General features: G+C 68.4%; 20 protein-coding genes. 8 read left to right on the plus strand and 12 right to left on the minus strand.

From position 1 onward, the window contains the following. Window positions 1–105: 105 nt before the first annotated feature. The 4 genes from dxs to G6N46_RS06010 all read right to left on the minus strand — a co-directional run bounded on the left by dxs (window position 106) and on the right by G6N46_RS06010 (window position 6,561). A complete protein-coding gene (gene dxs, locus G6N46_RS05995) occupies window positions 106–2,004 on the minus strand; it encodes a 1-deoxy-D-xylulose-5-phosphate synthase (RefSeq protein ID WP_138248996.1) in 1,899 nt (632 codons plus the stop codon). Between the two features lie 36 nt (window positions 2,005–2,040). Continuing rightward, on the minus strand, window positions 2,041–3,318 hold the full coding sequence (gene nhaA / locus G6N46_RS06000; RefSeq protein ID WP_064859605.1) for a Na+/H+ antiporter NhaA: 1,278 nt from the start codon (window positions 3,316–3,318) through the stop codon (window positions 2,041–2,043). Window positions 3,319–3,382: 64 nt separating this feature from the next. Then, window positions 3,383–4,570 carry a class I SAM-dependent RNA methyltransferase gene (locus G6N46_RS06005; RefSeq protein ID WP_061006040.1) on the minus strand — a complete coding sequence of 396 codons (1,188 nt, stop codon included), beginning with the start codon at window positions 4,568–4,570 and terminating at the stop codon, window positions 3,383–3,385. Beyond that, entirely contained in the window at window positions 4,567–6,561 is a 1,995-nt protein-coding gene (locus G6N46_RS06010; protein ID WP_064859607.1) for an APC family permease, read from the minus strand. Before G6N46_RS06010 ends, G6N46_RS06005 begins: the two co-directional genes overlap by 4 nt. A gap of 103 nt (window positions 6,562–6,664) precedes the next feature. Between G6N46_RS06010 and G6N46_RS06015 the strand changes: the two genes are divergently transcribed. Next, the gene (locus G6N46_RS06015; protein ID WP_081633431.1) at window positions 6,665–7,339 is read left to right on the plus strand and encodes a potassium channel family protein; all 675 of its coding nucleotides are present in this window, start codon (window positions 6,665–6,667) and stop codon (window positions 7,337–7,339) included. An 8-nt stretch (window positions 7,340–7,347) separates the two neighbouring features. Next, on the plus strand, window positions 7,348–8,007 hold the full coding sequence (locus G6N46_RS06020) for a potassium channel family protein (protein WP_138248995.1): 660 nt from the start codon (window positions 7,348–7,350) through the stop codon (window positions 8,005–8,007). Here the strand turns inward: G6N46_RS06020 and G6N46_RS06025 are convergent. Both G6N46_RS06025 and G6N46_RS06030 read right to left on the minus strand, forming a co-directional pair. After that, window positions 8,004–8,657 carry a DUF3159 domain-containing protein gene (locus tag G6N46_RS06025; protein WP_179967704.1) on the minus strand — a complete coding sequence of 218 codons (654 nt, stop codon included), beginning with the start codon at window positions 8,655–8,657 and terminating at the stop codon, window positions 8,004–8,006. The two genes, G6N46_RS06020 and G6N46_RS06025, sit on opposite strands and share 4 nt — an antisense overlap. 47 nt (window positions 8,658–8,704) lie before the next feature. Then, on the minus strand, window positions 8,705–9,076 hold the full coding sequence (locus G6N46_RS06030; protein WP_020101829.1) for an OB-fold nucleic acid binding domain-containing protein: 372 nt from the start codon (window positions 9,074–9,076) through the stop codon (window positions 8,705–8,707). Window positions 9,077–9,261: 185 nt separating this feature from the next. On the opposite strand from G6N46_RS06030, the gene G6N46_RS06035 reads away from it, so the two are divergent. After that, window positions 9,262–9,972, plus strand: coding sequence for an alpha/beta fold hydrolase (locus tag G6N46_RS06035; RefSeq protein ID WP_174814020.1), 711 nt, complete (start codon window positions 9,262–9,264; stop codon window positions 9,970–9,972). Here the strand turns inward: G6N46_RS06035 and G6N46_RS06040 are convergent. Continuing rightward, complete coding sequence (locus tag G6N46_RS06040; RefSeq protein WP_138248993.1) at window positions 9,959–10,705, minus strand: DUF3710 domain-containing protein; 747 nt, start codon at window positions 10,703–10,705, stop codon at window positions 9,959–9,961. The two genes, G6N46_RS06035 and G6N46_RS06040, sit on opposite strands and share 14 nt — an antisense overlap. Further along, window positions 10,705–11,169, minus strand: a complete 465-nt coding sequence (gene dut / locus G6N46_RS06045) for a dUTP diphosphatase (RefSeq protein WP_061006033.1) — start codon at window positions 11,167–11,169, stop codon at window positions 10,705–10,707. The genes G6N46_RS06040 and dut overlap by 1 nt, the downstream gene beginning before the upstream one ends. A gap of 25 nt (window positions 11,170–11,194) precedes the next feature. Between dut and G6N46_RS06050 the strand changes: the two genes are divergently transcribed. Then, entirely contained in the window at window positions 11,195–11,686 is a 492-nt protein-coding gene (locus G6N46_RS06050; RefSeq protein ID WP_061006053.1) for a DUF3093 domain-containing protein, read from the plus strand. A 79-nt stretch (window positions 11,687–11,765) separates the two neighbouring features. On the opposite strand, the gene G6N46_RS06055 is transcribed toward G6N46_RS06050, so the two are convergent. Further along, window positions 11,766–12,068 carry a DUF4193 domain-containing protein gene (locus G6N46_RS06055; protein WP_029105318.1) on the minus strand — a complete coding sequence of 101 codons (303 nt, stop codon included), beginning with the start codon at window positions 12,066–12,068 and terminating at the stop codon, window positions 11,766–11,768. 162 nt (window positions 12,069–12,230) lie between these two features. Between G6N46_RS06055 and cei the strand changes: the two genes are divergently transcribed. Beyond that, window positions 12,231–12,881 carry an envelope integrity protein Cei gene (cei, locus tag G6N46_RS06060; protein WP_061006028.1) on the plus strand — a complete coding sequence of 217 codons (651 nt, stop codon included), beginning with the start codon at window positions 12,231–12,233 and terminating at the stop codon, window positions 12,879–12,881. On the opposite strand, the gene G6N46_RS06065 is transcribed toward cei, so the two are convergent. After that, a complete protein-coding gene (locus G6N46_RS06065; protein ID WP_135357999.1) occupies window positions 12,878–13,729 on the minus strand; it encodes an inositol monophosphatase family protein in 852 nt (283 codons plus the stop codon). The genes cei and G6N46_RS06065 overlap by 4 nt on opposite strands. A 71-nt stretch (window positions 13,730–13,800) precedes the next feature. Between G6N46_RS06065 and ppgK the strand changes: the two genes are divergently transcribed. Together ppgK and G6N46_RS06075 are read left to right on the plus strand one after the other, a co-directional pair. Continuing rightward, complete coding sequence (gene ppgK, locus G6N46_RS06070; RefSeq protein WP_061010201.1) at window positions 13,801–14,589, plus strand: polyphosphate--glucose phosphotransferase; 789 nt, start codon at window positions 13,801–13,803, stop codon at window positions 14,587–14,589. Between the two features lie 191 nt (window positions 14,590–14,780). After that, window positions 14,781–16,214 (plus strand): RNA polymerase sigma factor, encoded by a 1,434-nt coding sequence (locus G6N46_RS06075; RefSeq protein ID WP_138249004.1) that lies wholly within the window; start codon window positions 14,781–14,783, stop codon window positions 16,212–16,214. Window positions 16,215–16,281: 67 nt separating this feature from the next. Here the strand turns inward: G6N46_RS06075 and G6N46_RS06080 are convergent, their stop codons facing one another. Next, window positions 16,282–16,503: a hypothetical protein gene (locus G6N46_RS06080; RefSeq protein WP_138248992.1), complete on the minus strand. Its 222-nt coding sequence runs from the start codon at window positions 16,501–16,503 to the stop codon at window positions 16,282–16,284. A gap of 142 nt (window positions 16,504–16,645) precedes the next feature. Between G6N46_RS06080 and G6N46_RS06085 the strand changes: the two genes are divergently transcribed. Then, a complete protein-coding gene (locus tag G6N46_RS06085; RefSeq protein WP_234880624.1) occupies window positions 16,646–17,149 on the plus strand; it encodes a mycothiol transferase in 504 nt (167 codons plus the stop codon). 63 nt (window positions 17,150–17,212) lie between these two features. On the opposite strand, the gene G6N46_RS06090 is transcribed toward G6N46_RS06085, so the two are convergent. Further along, window positions 17,213–18,793, minus strand: a complete 1,581-nt coding sequence (locus tag G6N46_RS06090) for a histidine phosphatase family protein (protein WP_138248991.1) — start codon at window positions 18,791–18,793, stop codon at window positions 17,213–17,215. Window positions 18,794–18,863: the final 70 nt, after the last annotated feature.

The raw sequence follows: 18,863 nt of genomic DNA on the forward strand, positions 1-18,863 counted from the left end.
GGGCGCGGGCAGAAATGTCCCTCCGCTCGAACGAGCGGCCCCAAAATGCACGCGACACACCGCATTCGAGCGTACAAACACGCACACTCGCGGGAAGTGGAAAAGCTACTGGGAGGCGATGTCGACGGAGCTGCCGAGGGCGGCGACCCAGCCGGTGACCTGGCGGGCGATGTCCTGATCGGTCAGGCCGACCGACATCAGAACCTCGCTGCGAGTCGCGTGCTCCTGGAATTCCTGCGGCACACCGACGTCGCGGCACGGCACGTCGATCTCGGCACGACGCAGCGAGGCCGAGACCGCGGAGCCGATGCCGCCGGCAACACCGTTGTCCTCAAGCGTGACAACGAGTTTGTGCGCCCGGGCCAGATCGGCGATGGCCGTCGGAACGGGCAGCACCCAGCGGGGGTCGACGACGGTGACGCCGATGCCCTGCTTGCGCAACCGGTCGGCGACCAGCAGCGCCATCCGGGCGAACGCGCCGACGGCGACCAGCAGCACGTCGTCGGACAGGCCGTCGGCGGGCTCGGTCAGGATGTCGACGCCATGCTGGCGGCGGACGGCCGGGATGTCTTCGCCGACAGCGCCTTTCGGGAAGCGGATGGCGGTCGGCCCGTCATCGACGGCCACTGCCTCGCCGAGTTCCTCACGCAGCCGGGCGGCGTCGCGCGGTGCGGCGACCCGCATGCCGGGCACGATGCCGAGCATCGACATGTCCCACACACCGTTGTGGCTGGCGCCGTCGTTGCCGGTGATGCCGGCGCGGTCGAGAACCATGGTGACGGGCAGCTTGTGCAGCGCCACGTCCATCATGATCTGGTCGAACGCCCGGTTCAGGAACGTCGAGTAGATGGCGACGACGGGGTGCATCCCGCCCATGGCGAGACCCGCGGCCGACGTCATCGCGTGCTGCTCGGCGATACCGACATCGAAGAACCGGTCGGGGAACCGCTGCCGGAACGCCGACAGGCCCGTCGGCCCCGGCATGGCCGCGGTGATCGCGACGATGTCGCGCCGCTTGGTGGCCTGCTTGATCAGCTCCTCGGAGAACACCGACGTCCAGCCGAGCACCGACTCGGCGGTGGACCGCCCGGTGTGCGGGTCGATGATGCCGGTAGAGTGCATCTGCTCGGCTTCGTCGTTCTCCGCGTGCGAGTAACCCATGCCCTTGCGGGTGACGACGTGCACGATCACGGGTGCGTTGAAACCGCGGGCGTGCCGCAGCGCCGCCTCGACAGCGTGCTCGTCGTGCCCGTCTATGGGCCCGACGTACTTGAGCCCCAGATCGGTGAACAGCGCCTGCGGGGCCAGCGCATCCTTGATGCCGGCCTTGATGCTGTGCACGCACTGGTAACAGAACTCGCCGACGACGGGCACGCCGCGCAGCGCGTGCTTGCCGCGTTCGAGCGCCTTTTCGTAGCCGGGCTGCAGGCGCAGTGCCGCGAAGTGGTCGGCCAGACCACCGATGGTCGGCGCGTAGCTGCGGCCGTTGTCGTTGACGACGATGACGATCGGCCGATTGGCGGCCGCGATGTTGTTGAGCGCCTCCCAGCACATGCCGCCGGTGAGCGCGCCGTCACCGACGACGGCGACGACGTGCCGGTTGCGATAGCCGGAGAGCTCGAAGGCCTTGGCCAGCCCGTCGGCGTAGGACAGCGCGGTGCTGGCGTGGCTGGACTCGACCCAGTCGTGTTCACTCTCGGCGCGACACGGATAACCGGACAGGCCGCCCTTCATGCGCAGCGTCTCGAAGTCGGGGCACCGGCCGGTCAGCATCTTGTGGACGTACGCCTGGTGACCGGTGTCGAAGATGATCGGGTCGTGCGGCGAATCGAACACGCGGTGCAGGGCCAGCGTCAGCTCGACGACACCCAGGTTGGGGCCGAGATGCCCGCCGGTGGCGGCCACCTTGTGCACCAGGAATTCCCGGATCTCGGCGGCAAGTTCGGTCAGCTGAGGCTGCGACAGGTGCGCCAGATCAGCTGGGCCGCGGACCTGTTCAAGCATTCCGACAGTCTACGCACGAGTACCGGGTACAGCCGGTCAAGGCTGATAGATGTCCGGCACACCGTCACCGTCGTCGTCGGCGGTCTCCTGCTCGTGGATGCGGCGGTACGCGGCGTTGCGGGACAGCAGCACCACCGCGGCCAGCATCCCCGCGATCACCGAGCCGGCGAGCACGCCGATCTTGGCATCAGCGCTGGCGGACGTGCCCGCACCGAACGCCAGCTCACCGATCAGCAGTGACACCGTGAAGCCGATCCCGGCCAGCATCGCCACCCCGGCGACGTCGAGCCAGCCCAGTCCCTCGTCGAGCTCGGCGCCGGTGAATCGCGCCAGCAGGAATGTGGTGCTGAACACGCCGATGGCCTTGCCGAACACCAGTCCCAGAAGGACGCCGGCGGTCACCGGGTGGGTGATCGCGTCGACCAGGCCGGGCCAGCCGCCGACACTCACCCCTGCGGCGAAGAACGCGAACACCGGCACGGCCACCCCGGCCGACAGCGGGCGCAGCGCGTGCTCGAACATCTCTGCCGACGCGTGCCTGTCCAGGACCGGCACCCCAAATCCGAGCAGCACCCCGGCGACCGTGGCGTGGATACCGCTCGCGTGCACCAGGGCCCAGGTCGCCGCCGCGAGCGGCAGCAGCAGCCACCAGTGCCGGACCCCGCGCTGCACGGCCGCGACGAACAGCCCTCCTGGAATCACCGCCAGCGCGAGTGCCGTGGGATTGAGGTGATCGGTGTAGAAACACGCGATGACGATGATGGCCAGCAGGTCGTCGACCACCGCGAGCGTCAGCAGGAAGGTGCGCAGCGCGGTGGGCAGGTGCGTGGAGATCACTGCCAGGACGGCGAGAGCGAAGGCGATGTCCGTCGCGATCGGCACCGCCCAGCCGTCCAGATTCTCCGGGTGCCCCAGCCCCAGATTCAGGCCCACGAAGATGGCGGCGGGCGCCAGCATGCCGCCGACTGCGGCGGCGATGGGCAGCGCGGCACGCGCCGGGTCGCGCAGGTCGCCGGCGACGAACTCGCGTTTGAGTTCGACACCGACAACGAAGAAGAAGATCGCCAGGAGCCCGTCAGCCGCCCAGGCCGAAAGACTGAGGTGCAGGTGCCAGGCCTGGGGACCGACCGAGAACTCCGAGAGCGCGTGATAGCTGTGGGCCGCAGGCGAATTGGCCCACACGAGAGCGACGCCGGCGGACAGCAACAGCAGGATGCCGCCGACGGTCTCCTTGCGGAGAATCTCGGTGAACCGCTGGGCTTCTGGCCAACTGCCACGGGTCAGCAGGCGCCTGCGCGTGTTGCGGTTGTTCATGGGGACTCTCCTGGGCAGCGTTGAACGGCGCCGACCAGGCTTCCCGGCACACCTGTCCGCAAATTTACCGGGTCAGCAGGGCCACACACTCGACGTGGTGCGTCAGCGGGAACGAATCGAAGACGCGCAGGTTCGCCACCTCGTATCCGTGCCCACGGTAGAGGCCGATGTCGCGGGCGAAAGAGGCTGCCTCACAACCGATGTGGATCACCCGTGGCACCCCGGCGGCGGCCAGCTGGTCGATGACCTCGTGCCCGGCGCCGGTGCGCGGCGGGTCGAGTACGGCGACGTCGGCCGCGACCCGCTGGGTTCCCAGCGCGCGCCGCACCGAATCGGTCAGCACCTCGACGCAGCCGAGATCTCCGAGCGCCGCCCGGGCCGCGCGCGCCGACCCGCGTGAGGTGTCCACCGTCAGCACCTTGCCGGACTCCCCCACCGAGCCGGCCAACGCGGCCGCGAAAACGCCTGCGCCGCCGTACAAATCCCACGCCGTCTGCCCCGCGGACAGCTCGGCCCACTCGGCGACCAGCGCGCTGTAGGTGCCGGCGGCGTCACGATGGGACTGCCAGAACGCCGTCACCGGAACGCGCCATTCCCGATCACCGACGCGCTGCACGGCTTCGTACTCGCCCGAGACCACTTCGGTCATGCCGGACTTGCTCTTCTTGCCCCCGCGTGGACCGGACCGCACGACGTGCCGGTTGCCGGCGTCGTCGAGCACCACGTGCACGTGCGCCCCGGGCGGTTGCAGCGGCAGATCGTCCAGCATCCCGGCCGGCACCTGCGCACACGACAGGTCGGTCACCAACTCGTCGCTGTGATAGCGGTGGAACCCGGCCCGGCCGTCGGCGCCGACCTCGAGCCGCACCCGGGTACGCCACCCGGTCGCGCCGACGGTGCCGACCTCCGCTGCCTCCAGGTCACCTGACTCGTAGCCGCCGAGGCGGGCCATCTGATTGGCCACCACCTCGCCCTTGAGCCGCCGCGCCGCGGCGGGATCGACGAAAGCCAAATCGCAGCAACCGGATCCGTGCGCCCCGGCGATCGCGCACAACGAATCCACCCGGTCGGGTGACGCCTCGATGACCTCGATCGCATCGGCGTGCCAATACGACCCACGCTCGGACGTGACCGCGGCGCGCACCACCTCGCCCGGCAGGGCGTGCCGGACGAAGATCACGCGGCCGTCGTGACGTGCGACGCAGCTGCCACCGTTGGCCGGCGGGCCAACGGTCAAAGTTACTTCACTCACTCGATGATGCCCCGTCGCGTATCACCGGGCGCCGAGCCCGGGGCCATGGTCACCTTCACCCGCTCCGACGAATTCAGCTGCCACGGAACGGAAGTCACCATCACGTTGGGGATGAACAGCAGCCGGCCCTTCAGCCGCAGCGCACTCTGGTTGTGCAGGATGTGCTCCCACCAGTGGCCCACGACGTACTCCGGGATGAACACCGTCACCACGGTGCGCTTCGACTCGGCGGTGATGCGCTTGACGTAATCGAGGATGGGCCTGGTGATTTCGCGGTACGGCGACGCGATGACCTTGAGCGGGACCGACACGTCGCTGTCTTCCCACTTGTGCACCAGCTCGCGCGTCTCGGCGTCGTCGACGCTGACGGTGATTGCCTCCAGGACGTCCGGCCGGGTGGCCCGCGCGTAGGCCAGTGCCCGCAGCGTCGGCAGGTGCAGATTGGACACCAGAACGACGGCGTGGTTGCGGCTGGGCAGCACGACATCCTCGTCCGGGCCCGACTGGGAGCGCAGTTCCTGGGCGACGGTGTCGTAGTGCTTGTGGATCGCCTTCATCAGGACGAACAGCAGGCTCATCGCCAGGATCGCGATCCAGGCCCCGGCCATGAACTTCGTCACGATGACCACCAGCAGCACGGCGCCCGTGCAGAGGAACCCGATGGTGTTGACGATCCGCGCGCGCTGCATCCGGCGCCGCTCGGACGCTTCGGTCTCGGTGCGCAGCAACCGGTTCCAGTGCCGCACCATGCCGATCTGGCTCAGCGTGAACGACACGAACACGCCGACGATGTACAGCTGGATCAGCGCCGTGACCTCGGCGTTGAACGCCACCACGAACGCGATGGCGGCGAACGCGAGGAACAGGATGCCGTTGGAGAAGGCCAGCCGGTCACCGCGGGTGTGCAGCTGCCGGGGCAGGTAGCGGTCCTGCGCCAGGATCGAGCCCAGCACCGGGAAACCGTTGAAGGCGGTGTTGGCGGCCAGGACGAGGATCAGACCCGTCACGCCGGCGATGAGGTACAGGCCCACCGGGAAGCCCTGGAACACCGCCTCGGCCAGCTGCGTGACCACCGTCTTCTGGTGATAGCCGGCAGGCGCGCCCACCAGCTGGTCCACGCTGTCGGCCATCTTCAGGCCGATCTGCTTGGCCAGCACGATGATGCCCATGAACAACGACACCGCGATGGCGCCGAGCAGCAGCAGCGTCGTCGCGGCGTTACGCGACTTCGGCTTCTGGAAGGCGGGCACACCGTTACTGATGGCTTCCACACCGGTGAGTGCGGCACAGCCGGACGAGAATGCGCGCGCGACAAGGAACACCATGGCGAAGCCCAGCACGTCGCCGTGCTCGGACTTGATGCTGAACCCGGCCGACTCGGCCCGCAGCGGGTGGCCCAGCACGAAGATCTGAATGAAGCCCCAGGCCAGCATGAGGTACATGCCGATCATGAAGGCGTAGGTGGGAATCGCGAACGCGGTACCGGACTCCCGGATGCCGCGCAGGTTCAGCGACGCCAAGATCAGGATCGCCAGCACCGAGAACAGAACCTTGTTCTGGGCGATGAACGGCACGGCCGACCCGATGTTGGACATCGCCGACGCCGTCGACACCGCCACGGTCAGGACGTAGTCGACCAATAGCGCGCTCGCCACCGTCAACCCGGCGGTGTGCCCGAGGTTCGTGGTGACCACCTCGTAGTCGCCGCCGCCGGACGGATAGGCGTGCACGTTCTGCCGATAACTGGCGATCACGATCAACATGACCCCGGCCACCGCGAGGCCGATCCACGGCGCCATCGAATAAGCCGACAGACCGGCGACCGACAACACCAGGAAGATTTCTTCCGGCGCGTAGGCGACCGACGACAACGCATCCGACGCGAAGACCGGTAAGGCGATACGTTTGGGCAGCAACGTGTGGGCGAGCTTGTCGCTGCGGAAGGGTCGGCCGATCACCAACCGTCGCGTAGCGGTCGAAAGCTTGGACACGAGGGCTAGGGTAAGCCCCCCGGGCTCGGGTTGTAGCGTTCGGACTGAGCTGAGGCATGAAATTCGCTTCGGGGCCGCGTCCCGGCCCAGAAAGGATCGGCTGGTGCGAGTAGTCGTGATGGGCTGCGGCCGAGTTGGCGCATCGCTGGCAGACGGATTGGCCCGCATCGGCCATGAGGTCGCCGTGATCGACCGAGATAAGACGGCATTCCACCGGCTGTCACCGGAATTCCCCGGAGAACGCGTGCTGGGCATGGGTTTTGACCGGGATGTGCTGGAGCGGGCCGGTATCGAAGAGGCCGGCGCATTCGCCGCCGTGTCCTCCGGTGACAACTCGAACATCATCTCCGCGCGTGTCGCGCGCGAGACGTTCGGTGTGCAGCGCGTCGTCGCCCGAATCTACGACGCCAAGCGCGCCGCGGTGTACGAGCGGCTGGGCATCCCGACCATCGCGACGGTGCCGTGGACCACCGACCGGTTGCTGAATCTGCTGACCCGCGAGACCGAAACCACGAAGTGGCGCGATCCGTCGGGCAATGTCGGCGTCACCGAGCTGTCGCTGCACGAGGACTGGGTCGGCTACCGCGTCACGGCGCTGGAAGGCGCGACCGGCGGCCGCGTCGCGTTCCTCATCCGGTTCGGCAGCGGCGTGCTGCCGGATGCCAAGACCGTCATCCAGGCCGGCGATCAGGTGTACATGGCCGCGGTGTCGGGCCGTGTCGCCGAAGCCATCGCCATCGCCTCGCTGCCGCCCGGCGACGACGTCGAAAGCCACTAGGAGCGCACATGAAGGTCGCAATCGCGGGCGCCGGCGCCGTCGGCCGCTCCATCGCGCGGGAACTGGTCGATCACCACGAGGTGATGCTGCTGGAGCGCAATCCGGACCATATCGACGTCGACGCCGTCCCGGCGGCGCAGTGGCGTCTGGGTGACGCCTGCGAGCTGTCACTGCTCGAGTCGGTCAAGCTCCATGAGTTCGACGTGGTCATCGCCGCCACCGGCGACGACAAGGCCAACGTGGTGGTGAGCCTGCTCGCCAAGACCGAGTTCGCGGTCCCGCGCGTCGTGGCTCGCGTCAACGACCCGCGCAACGAGTGGCTGTTCGACGACAGCTGGGGCGTCGACGTCGCGGTGTCGACACCGCGCATGCTGGCGTCACTCGTCGAAGAAGCCGTGTCGGTGGGCGACCTGGTCCGCCTGATGAGCTTCCGCAAGGGCCAGGCCAACCTGGTCGAGATCACGCTGCCCGACGACACGCCGTGGGGCGGCAAGGCCGTCAAGCGCCTCCAGTTGCCGCGCGACGCCACGCTCGTGACCATCCTGCGCGGCCCGCGCGTCATCGTCCCCGAATCGGACGAGCCGCTCGAGGGCGGCGACGAGCTGCTGTTCGTGGCGGTGGCCGAGGTCGAGCAGGAGCTGCGCAACCAGGTGCTGAATCCGGGCTAAGCCTCGGTGACGTGATGCTCCGCGTCCCGGATGGCCTTCTGGGCCGTCCGGATGGCCAGGTAGGACGCCAGCGCGGCGACCGCGGTGAGTGGCCAGCCCATGGCGATCCGGGCCACGCCGAGCAGACCCGTCTGGTCCAGTCCGTACAGGTGGTTCTGGACCAGGAACCGCGCCGCGAACACCAGCGCCCACACCGCGGTCGCGATGTCGAACGCCAGCACCGCCCGCCGGATGCCGCGCCAGCTGCGGTCGTGTCCCGTGACCCAGCTCCAGCCGTAGCCGACCAGGGGGCGACGGATCAGGATCGAGATCGCGAACACCCCGGCATAGATCAGCGATGACCAGATGCCAAGCAGGAAATAGCCTTTCGAGGCGCCGATCATGTAGGCGATCAGTGCGCTGATCCCGACGCCGATGAAGCCGGACACCGCCGGCTGCACGGATTCGCGGCGCACCAGGCGCCAGATCAGGACCAGGCCGGCGACGCCGAGCGCCGAATAGATCGCGGCAGTCAGCCCGAAGAAACTGGAGATGGGAACGAAAACGAGGACCGGCAGGGACGAATAGATGAGGCCGCTGAGGCCGCCCATCTGCTCCAGCAGGACATGCGCCGTGAGTTTGGCGTCACTGTCGTCCTGCTGGGCCTCGATCTGCGCTTCGGCCTGCTCGCTGTCCGCGGTCCCCTTGTCGGGGAACGTCACTTCTGAATCTCGTAATGCGGGTTGTAGATCGCTTTGGCCCCGCTGTCCAAGTTGCCCAGCCGTCCGTGCACGCGCAGGGTGCGCCCGGATTCGATGCCTGGGATGCGCCGCTGACCCAACCAGACCAGCGTGACCGTGTCGGTGCCGTCGAACAGCTCGGCTCGCACGCCGCCCGAACAGCCCTTGCCGTTGGTCTCGACACACCGCAGCGTGCCGACCATCGTCACTTCCTGTCCGCGCGTGCAGTCCACCGCTCGCATGGCGCCGGTGTTCAGGGCCTCGTCGTTCAGCTCCTGGACATCGCTCTGTTCGAGGTCCTCGGTAAGCCGCCGGGTGAGTCGGCGTAAATAGCCTTCCGCCGTAGCCATGGTCTCTCCTGAGACTTGCTGCGAATCCACCGTGGACCCGCTATCTAACCAACGTCACGCTAGACCTCTTGGTTCCGATTTGCCATTTCGGCGCGGGATATATCTTCGTTATCCCGCTCACTGGACGGCACACCCCGCCCGACCCCCTTGCGAGCGCCGTTCCGGCCGCCGGGCACGATCGAGGGATGACGGCCAACTTGCAAGGGATGACCGCGGTACTGCTGCCCGGCACGGGATCGGACGACGACTACATCCGCCGGGCCTTCGGCGGCGCCCTGCTCGAAGCGGGTGCCGTCGTGATCGCCCCGCGGCCGCTCCCGGGCGACCTGATCGGCGGTTATGTCGAAGCGCTCGACGCCGCCGCGCAGCACGGCCCCATCATCGTCGGCGGTGTATCGCTGGGCGCCGCGGTCGCCACGAACTGGGCGCTCAAGCACCCCGAACAGTGCATCGCCGTGCTGGCCGCACTGCCCGCCTGGACGGGTGATTCCGACGGCGCACCGGCCGCCCAGGCCGCCCGCTACTCGGCACAGCAGCTGCGCGAGATCGGGCTGGATGCGGCCGTGGCCGGCATGCGGGCGGGCAGCCCGGCCTGGCTCGCGGACGAGCTGACGCGGTCGTGGACAGCGCAGTGGCCGGGGCTACCCGACGCGATGGAAGAGGCGGCGGGTTATGGCGGGCCGACCCGCGAACAGCTCGCCGAGCTGCAGGTGCCGATGGGTGTCGCCGGGGCGGTGGACGACGCCGTGCACCCCGTCGCGGTCGCCGCCGAATGGGCCGTGGCGGCCCCCAGGGCCGCGCTGCGGACCGTCACCCTCGATGCGATGGGCGAAGAGCCGACGGTGCTCGGCGACGCCTGCGTGGCGGCGTTGCGGGAGGCCGTCAGCCTCCTGTGATGGTGCCCATCTGCTGGGTGCGCAGCTGCTGCATGGCCGAGCCCTGCTCACTGCGGCGAGCATCAGGCTCCCCTTCGGGCTGCTGTCCCTGCATGTGCTGCTGCAGCTGCTCGAGCGCCTGCTGAGCCTGCTCCATCTGCTGCTGCGCCATCTGCTGGGCGGCGGCCCGCAGCTGCTCCAGCAGCGGCTCGGACAGCTGCACCGGCAGCGGGCTGCGGACCGGCAGCGGGGTTTCACCACGGCGAACCACGGTGTCCGCCAACGAGGTTCGCGCCTCGTCGGCGATGGCGTCGATGGTCTCCTCGGTGCCCACGACGACGCAGCGCACCATCCACCGGTAGCCGTCGGTGCCGATGAAACGCATCACGACCTGCGGCTGGCCGGGCTGCGGCACCGGCAGACCCACGACCTCGCGGCCCCACGGCCCGTCCTCGATGCGGGCCTGCGCGTTGTCGTTGCGAAGCGATTCGGCCAGCTCGGCGGCGATCTCCCGCCACAGCCCGCCGGTCTTGGGCGCGGCGTACGCGGCCACGGAGAAGCGCCCGTTGGGTGTCATGATCCAGACGGCGTTAGGCACGCCCTGCTCGTTGACCTCGACGTTGAGCTGCGATCCGTCGGGCACCGGGACGAGCACCCCACCCAGGTCCAGGCGGGCGGCCTCGGCGTCGGCCGGGTCGTCGAAGTCCTCGATGTCGAAGGGGCCGTCTTCTTCGGGTTTGAACTCGAATGCCATCACAAACTCGCATGTCCGCCGGAGGAACCGTGGCCGCCCGCGCCACGTGAGGTGTCAGCCAGCCCCGCCTCGTCGAACGACGTGACCTCGACCAGCTCGGGCAGCTCGACCCGCTGCACCAGCAGCTGCGCGATCCGGTCACCGCGTTTCACGATGATGGGCTCGCTGGGGTCGAGGTTGATGAGCGCCACCTTGATCTCGCCGCGGTACCCGGCGTCGACCGTCCCCGGCGCGTTCACGATCGAAAGGCCAACGCGGATAGCCAATCCCGAGCGCGGATGCACCAGGCCGACCATGCCGTGCGGAATCGCGACGGCGATCCCCGTCGGCACCAGCTCGCGCTGACCGGGGGCCAGTTCGAGGTCGATCGCGCTGAACAGATCGACGCCGGCATCGCCGTCGTGAGCACGGGCCGGCATCGGCAGATCCCGGTCCAACCGAACTACCGCCAGAGAGGTGGACACGACCGCACAGACTACCCTTGGCCGCGTGTCAGACACGCGAGCAGCCACCCAAACCGTCCGCTATCGGGAGCGGTTGACGGTGCCTTTGTGGTGGTGGTTACCGGGTTTCGGGCTGGCGGCCCTGATCGCGCTGGAAGTGGTGCAAGGCGTGTCGGGCGTACCGACCTGGGCGCCGTTCGCCGTCCTGCTGCCGGTCGCGGCGGCGACGCTGGTGTGGATGGGGCGCATCGAGCTGCGCGTGGTGAGCACCGGAACCGGGCCGGACGCCGAGACCGAGCTGTGGGTGGGGCCGGCGCACATCCCGACCGGCGTCATCTCGCGGTCGGCCGAGGTGCCGCGCTCGGCGAAGTCAGCGGCACTGGGACGCCAGCTGGACCCGGCCGCATACGTCGTGCATCGGGCCTGGGTCGGGCCGTTGATCCTCGTGGTTCTCGATGACCCGGACGACCCCACGCCGTACTGGCTGGTGAGCACGCGTCATCCCGATCGGATCCTGGCGGCGCTGCAGGGTCGCTAGCGCGGCCCCATAAGACGCCGAATGGCCGGTCCCCGCACGGTATGCGTGCGAGACCGGCCACTGACGTGAAGATGAATCCCTAGGCGGCGCAGTCGGTGCAGATCATCACGCCGTTCTTCTCACTGGCGAGACGGCTGCGGTGTTGCACCAGGAAACAGCTCGAGCAGGTGAACTCATCGGCCTGCTTGGGCACCACACGGACCGAGAGTTCCTCGCCCGACAGGTCAGCGCCCGGCAACTCGAAGTTCTCGGCCGAGTCGGTCTCGTCGACGTCGACGACGGCGGACTGTGCCTCGTTGCGCCGTGCTTTCAGCTCCTCCAGAGAGTCCTCGGAAACCTCGTCAGTCTCAGAACGCCGCGGGGCGTCGTAATCGGTAGCCATGGTCATCCCCTCCGTTACCTTGCAGCAGAGCTTTGTACCAGCGTCGAACGCTTCCGCCAAATGATTCGTGCCCGAAAAGCGCGCCGACTATATGTGATTTGCATCACATGAGCAAGAGGTGGTTCGTAATCACGCAGGGTGCGGTGCATCTACAGTGCTCATGTGGTCGCACAAATCACCGAGGGCACGGCCTTCGACAAGCACGGTCGGCCGTTCCGCCGCCGCAACTACGTGCCCGCCGCGGTCCTGTTCGCGGTGCTGGCCGTGGCGACGCTGATCGCCTGGCTCGTCGTCGCGAACCAGCCCGCCGAAATCCACCAGGCGATCACCTGCAATCCCCCGCCGGCACCGACCGACCCGAACCAGCCGAAGCTCGGCGATGAGGTGTCGCAGTCCTCGATGGTCAACGTGGTGCCGGCCAAGCTCGCCGACACCAAGATCAAGGTGCTCAACGCCAGCGGCCAGGGCGGCCAGGCCAGCGAGGTCGCCGGCGAGCTGCGCGACCTCGGATTCGGCCAGCCCGCGGCCAGCAATGACCCGGTGTACGCCAGCACCCGCATGGAATGCCAGGGCCAGATCCGGTTCGGCCCGGCCGGCAAGTCCGCGGCCGCCGCGCTGTGGCTCGTCGCGCCGTGCACCCAGCTGTTCCAGGACCAGCGCCCCGACGACTCCGTCGACCTCGCGATCGGCACCGAGTTCAACGAGCTCGCCCACAGCGACGACATCGAGGCCATGCTGGCCAGCCTGAAGCCCGACGCGACGCAGCCCGCCGACACCTCGCTGCTGCCGAAGATCCACAGCGGGACCTGCTAGCGGTAGCCGACCCGCGCCAGCTGCCGGGTCAGCGCCGCGGCGACACCAGGCGCCGCGGCGATGACCAGGTCGTCGTCGTCCGCACCCGGCGCGGGCAGCCGCACCACCGCACCCGCCTCCTCGGCGACCAGCGCCGCGGCCGCCCAATCCCACACGTGCACACCGGATTCGAAATACGCGTCGAGCCGGCCCGCGGCGACCATGCACAGGTCCAGGGCGCACGACCCGACCCGGCGGATGTCGCGGACTTCTGCCAGCAGCTCGGCCACCGCGCCGGCCTGCTGTCGCCGCCGCTCCCGCGCGTAGGCGAACCCGGTGGCCACCAGGGCCATCGGGAGTTCGTCGATGACGTTGCAGCGCAAGGCCGTCCGCGTCCCGTCCCGGGTCACCACGGCCCCCTGGCCACGCGCGGCGGAGAACACCTCGCCGGTCGCCGCGTTGGCCACCGCGCCGGCCACGGACACGCCGTCGATCTGCACCCCGACCGAGACCGCGTAGGCGCCCAGCCCGTACATGAAGTTCACCGTGCCGTCGATGGGGTCGAGCACCCACACCGGAACGCCGGCGGGCGCCCGCGCCGCACCGCCTTCCTCCTCGCCCAGGATCGCGTCATCCGGGCGCAGCACCGCCAGCCGCGCGCGCAGCAGCCGCTCGGTCTCGGTGTCGACGACGGTCACCGGGTCGGTCGGACTGCTCTTGGTGCGCACCGCGCCGTCGCCCTGCGGCGCACCGGCGAAAACCTCACCGCGCCGGCGGCGGACGAATGCCGCGGCCTCGGTCGCCAGCTGCTCGGCGAGCGCGCGCAGCGCAGCAGGCGCGGTGGCGCTTTCGGGTTCGCGTGCTGTCATGACACCTATCGCAGCACACGCGGTTAGGGTGTGGGTCGCGCCCTCTTGCCCACCCCCTTCAAGGAGTGCAGATGACCGAGACGCCCACCGCCGCCACTGACGGCTCACCGCATCGAGCGCTGGGAATCGATGTCGGCGGCAGCGGCGTCAAAGGCGGCATCGTCGACCTCGACACCGGCCAGCTGATCGGTGAGCGCTTCCGGCTCCCCACCCCGCAACCGGCCACGCCCGAGGCCGTCTCGGAGACCGTCGCGGCCGTCGTCCGCGAGTTCGGCTGGACCGGGCCCCTGGGCGTCACGTATCCGGGCGTGGTGACCGAGGGCATCGTGCGGACCGCGGCCAACGTCGACAGCAGCTGGATCGGCACCAACGTGCGGGAGATGTTCGCCTCGCGGCTCGACGGCCAGGACGTGACGGTGCTCAACGACGCCGACGCCGCGGGTCTGGCCGAGGAGAAGTTCGGCGCGGGCCGGGAGGTCAGCGGGCTCGTCGTGCTGCTGACGTTCGGCACGGGCATCGGCTCGGCAGTGATCTACGACGGGGTTCTGTTGCCCAACACCGAGTTCGGGCACATCGAGGTCGGCGGCAAGGAAGCCGAGCACCGCGCCGCGTCCTCGGTCAAGGAACGCAAGGACTGGTCGTACGAACGCTGGACCGAAGAGGTCACCAAGGTGCTCGTGGCGGTCGAGAACGCCATCTGGCCGGACCTGTTCATCGTCGGCGGCGGGATCAGCAAGAAGGCCGACAAGTGGGTGCCGCTGCTGAAGAACCGCACGCCGGTGGTGGCCGCGACGCTGCAGAATTCGGCCGGCATCGTCGGTGCCGCGATGGCCGCAGACGGTGCTCTGCACCGCCATTAGCGGCCCGTCAACGCTCCGAGTCCGCCGCTGATACGGCTTCTGGGCACTATGTCGTTACAATGGTCAACGGCGGCCGCCTGAACGGATAGCGGTGATCATCCGATCGAAGATCGACGCCAATATTCGACAGCCGACGCTTTTCGGTGGCGCACGCCCACGCCATCGATGTACGAAAGACCGAAAGGGTGGCCGTGGTAGCGACCAAAGCCAGCGAGACAGCCGACGAGCCGGTGAAGCGCACCACCAAAGCCCCCGCGAAGAAGGCCGCCGCCAAGGCTGCGCCGGCCAAGCGTGCCGCGAAGGCACCCGCGAAGAAGGCCGCCGCGAAGGCGCCCGCGAAGCGCGCGGCGAAGGCCGCAACCAAGCCTGAAGACGGCGGCGCCGCTGACGACGTGACCGACGTCGACGATCTCGCCGTGGAACCCGACGAGATCGACGTCGACGACGCCGACCTGGAACTCGACGACGACCTCGAGGCCGACGACGACGTCAGCGACGATGACGACGAGGACGACGCCGAAGAAGGCGAGTCCGAAGGCGACGCCAACGCCGAAGGCACCAAGGCCGCCCCAAAGGCCGCCGAGGGCGACGACGCCGACGAGACCGCAGAGCCGTCGGAGAAGGACAAGGCCTCCGGCGACTTCGTCTGGGACGAGGAAGAGTCCGAAGCGCTGCGGCAGGCCCGCAAGGACGCCGAGCTCACCGCCTCCGCCGACTCGGTGCGCGCCTACCTCAAGCAGATCGGCAAGGTCGCGCTGCTCAACGCCGAGGAAGAGGTCGAGCTCGCCAAGCGCATCGAAGCCGGCCTGTACGCCACGCAGCTGATGTCCGAGCTGATGGAGAAGGGCGAGAAGCTGCCCGCCGCGCAGCGTCGCGACATGCAGTGGATCTGCCGCGACGGCGACCGCGCCAAGAACCACCTCCTGGAGGCCAACCTGCGTCTGGTGGTGTCGCTGGCCAAGCGCTACACCGGCCGCGGCATGGCGTTCCTCGACCTCATCCAGGAAGGCAACCTGGGTCTGATCCGCGCGGTCGAGAAGTTCGACTACACCAAGGGCTACAAGTTCTCGACGTACGCCACGTGGTGGATCCGCCAGGCCATCACCCGCGCCATGGCCGACCAGGCCCGCACCATCCGTATCCCGGTGCACATGGTCGAGGTCATCAACAAGCTCGGCCGCATCCAGCGTGAGCTGCTGCAGGACCTGGGTCGCGAACCCACGCCCGAAGAGCTGGCCAAGGAAATGGACATCACGCCGGAGAAGGTGCTGGAGATCCAGCAGTACGCGCGTGAGCCCATCTCGCTGGACCAGACCATCGGCGACGAGGGCGACAGCCAGCTCGGTGACTTCATCGAGGACAGCGAAGCCGTGGTGGCCGTGGACGCCGTGTCGTTCACGCTGCTGCAGGATCAGCTGCAGTCGGTGCTGGAGACCCTGTCCGAGCGTGAGGCCGGCGTCGTCCGGCTGCGCTTCGGCCTCACCGACGGTCAGCCACGCACGCTCGACGAGATCGGTCAGGTCTACGGCGTCACCCGTGAGCGCATCCGCCAGATCGAGTCCAAGACCATGAGCAAGCTGCGGCACCCGTCGCGCTCGCAGGTCCTGCGCGACTACCTGGACTAATCCCCCGGATCAACGACAGCTGCCCCGAAACTTCCGGTTTCGGGGCAGTTGTCGTTTGTTCGGCGAGTCAGCAGGGCACGCAGCGATTCCCGTTCCAGATCCAGCCCGCGCCGCAGCCGTGATCGCCGGTTTCGCCGCGACAGTTCATCGGTTGCGCGACGACCGTCGGCTGTGGCCGGTACGTCGTGGTATCCGTTGAGCTTTGCGCCGCCTGCGCGGTGAACGCTGGGCCGACGGGCGCGACCAGCAACGCCGCAGCGGCAACAGCCAGGACAGTTTTGGTGTGCATCAGAGCCTCCGGCGTCGGGTCGTGGTTGGATTCGAACCGTCAAATTTTACGCTTGCGTCAGAATTATGACCAGATGCGGGCGTCTGGCTGCAGCCCGAAAACCGGAAGCGGGAAAAGCGCTGCGTGTGAAAGGCTTTCGCGTATGCCGACCTCGGAACATCCCCTGGCCCAAGCGATGCTGAACGTCTCGTCCGAGTGTTTCGCCGCGATGGCCGACATCCTCACCGTGCTCGGTGACGACCTCGCCAACCAGCGACCCGAGCTGCCCGGCGCGAACAGCTGCTACGCGATCGTGAACCACTGCATCGGCGTGGTCGAGTACTGGGCCGGCTCGTTCATTGCCGGACAACGCATCCCGCGGGACCGCGACAGCGAGTTCACCGCCACCGGGCGGGTCGACCAACTACTGACCCGACTGACCGCCCTGCAGCAGCGTTTCCCCGGCTGGGTCGAGGTGGCGGTCACCGAGGGGATCCGGGACCGCGAGCTGGCCGACGGGGTGCGCGGCGGCACCACGCGCGCTTCGGTTCTGGCCACGGCCAGCCCGGAGTGGACGCTGCTGCACATCCTGCACGACATCGCGCAGCACGTCGGGCACCTGGAGATCACCAGAGACCTGCTGCTCTCCGCGCGCACAGAGGGCTGACGCAAATCGGCCCCCTTCCCTGACGAGAAGGGGGCCGATCTGTTGCCATCCGACAGCGAACTGTCAGTCGGTGCTTCCAGCGCCAGCGCCGGCAGTGGCCTTCGCAGACTCTGCCTTGGCCTTCGCCTCGGCCTTCTTGGCCTCAGCGGCAGCCTTCTTGGCGTCGGCCTTGGCCTTCGCCTCGGCCTTCTTGGCCTCGGCGGCAGCCTTCTTCTCCTCGGCCTTGGCCTTGGCAGCGGCCTTCTTGGCCTCCGCGGCAGCCTTCTTGGCATCGGCCTTGGCCTTGGCGTCGTCGGCCTTGGCTTGACCTTCCGCCTTGGCAGCGTCGGCGCCGGCCTTGGCGTCGTCAGCCTTGGTCTGGCCCTCTGCCTTGGCAGCGTCGGCGTCGGCCTTGGCCTCGTCAGCCTTGGCCTGGCCGTCAACCTTGTTGTCCGACGCCGGAGCGTCGGCGACCTTGGCCGGCGAGTCGCCCGCCTGCGCCGCGGCCGGGGCCTTGGCCGCAACCGGAGCCGAGAAGGCCGCCGGCGAGACCGCCGCACCCGAGGTCGGCGCGGTGGTCTGCGTGCCCGCAGCCGGAGCCGGCGGCGCCAGCTTCTTCTGCAGGTTGTCGATGGCCGTCGTCACGCCGCCGATGACCTGGGCGTTGATCGCCCGGACGAACTTGGCCGTCGAGAACAACGCGTCGGCCGCCCCGTGGTTGATCGCGGTCAGGATCTTGCCGACGTTGCCGGTCTGGAATGCCGCGGCGACATCCTGCACCACCGAGTTGAGCTGACGGGTCAGCGTGCGGACCTGGGTCATCACATTCTCGATCGGACCCTTCTGCATGCCGGCGATCTTGACGCCGTTCCACTCGACCAGGTTCCAGCCGTCCTCGGGGTTGCCCTCGACGACGACAACGCCGGTGTTGCCCAGCGGATGCTGCGTGAACAGCATGATCTTCTGCTCAGCGCTGAGATTCTTGGCGTTCATCATCGTCCAGATCATGATGGTGCCGCCGTGCGAGAACACCGCCGCGTTGCGATCGCCGTTGTCGTAGATCGTCTGCAGCGCGCCGTTGACGCGATCCTCGAACTGATGGCCGTTCAGACCAGTCGTCGGATCGGCCGCGGACGGGATGAACGCGTCCAGGTTCGGGGCGATCGGGTTGAAGCTGACGTTCGGCGGCGGCGTCACCGACAGTCCCGCCCACGCCAGCGGAGCAGTCAGGTAACCAAAGAGACCCGCGCGCTCCGGCGTGCCTTCGTACTTGCCGGCTTCGATCTCCTGCAGACCTGGCAACACCTGGATCGGCAGACCCAGGTACTGCGACAACGGCGTCGCCGTCTGCTGCGTCCGAACCATCGTCGACGCGTAGATGGCGTCGAAGTTCCGGTCGCCGAGCTTGGCCGCGATGTCCTTGGCCTGCTGCTGGCCGTCCGGTGTCAGGACCGGGCCCGGCACCTGCGTGTCGATGTTGCCCGACGTGTTTCCGTACGACTGCCCGTGCCGGATGAACGTGATGGTCATGTTCTCGGCCGCCCATGCCGGCAGCGCCGACATGACCAGAAGGGCACTCGCCGTCAGCGCGACACCGAGCCCCTTCAGTCCTCTTGCACGACGGCGCTTACCCGTCGCGTCTTCAGAATTCGTGTGGTTGATCATGTCCTCACCGAGTCGGGGATATTTACGCGCGCGATCGTGCCAATCCCCCGACGGTGATTCGGGCCACATT

Source organism: Mycolicibacterium phocaicum, from assembly GCF_010731115.1.
In the GTDB taxonomy this organism is placed as follows: Bacteria; Actinomycetota; Actinomycetes; order Mycobacteriales; family Mycobacteriaceae; genus Mycobacterium; species Mycobacterium phocaicum.

Bases quoted from the DNA above. Each gene is read 5' to 3' on its own strand.
- dxs (WP_138248996.1), bottom strand. From the start codon at position 2,004: ATGCTTGAACAGGTCCGCGGCCCAGCTGATCTGGCGCACCTGTCGCAG.
- nhaA (WP_064859605.1), bottom strand. From the start codon at position 3,318: ATGAACAACCGCAACACGCGCAGGCGCCTGCTGACCCGTGGCAGTTGG.
- G6N46_RS06020 (WP_138248995.1), top strand. From the start codon at position 7,348: ATGAAGGTCGCAATCGCGGGCGCCGGCGCCGTCGGCCGCTCCATCGCG.
- G6N46_RS06030 (WP_020101829.1), bottom strand. From the start codon at position 9,076: ATGGCTACGGCGGAAGGCTATTTACGCCGACTCACCCGGCGGCTTACC.
- G6N46_RS06035 (WP_174814020.1), top strand. From the start codon at position 9,262: ATGACGGCCAACTTGCAAGGGATGACCGCGGTACTGCTGCCCGGCACG.
- G6N46_RS06040 (WP_138248993.1), bottom strand. From the start codon at position 10,705: ATGGCATTCGAGTTCAAACCCGAAGAAGACGGCCCCTTCGACATCGAG.
- G6N46_RS06055 (WP_029105318.1), bottom strand. From the start codon at position 12,068: ATGGCTACCGATTACGACGCCCCGCGGCGTTCTGAGACTGACGAGGTT.
- G6N46_RS06065 (WP_135357999.1), bottom strand. From the start codon at position 13,729: ATGACAGCACGCGAACCCGAAAGCGCCACCGCGCCTGCTGCGCTGCGC.
- ppgK (WP_061010201.1), top strand. From the start codon at position 13,801: ATGACCGAGACGCCCACCGCCGCCACTGACGGCTCACCGCATCGAGCG.
- G6N46_RS06080 (WP_138248992.1), bottom strand. From the start codon at position 16,503: ATGCACACCAAAACTGTCCTGGCTGTTGCCGCTGCGGCGTTGCTGGTC.
- G6N46_RS06085 (WP_234880624.1), top strand. From the start codon at position 16,646: ATGCCGACCTCGGAACATCCCCTGGCCCAAGCGATGCTGAACGTCTCG.
- G6N46_RS06090 (WP_138248991.1), bottom strand. From the start codon at position 18,793: ATGATCAACCACACGAATTCTGAAGACGCGACGGGTAAGCGCCGTCGT.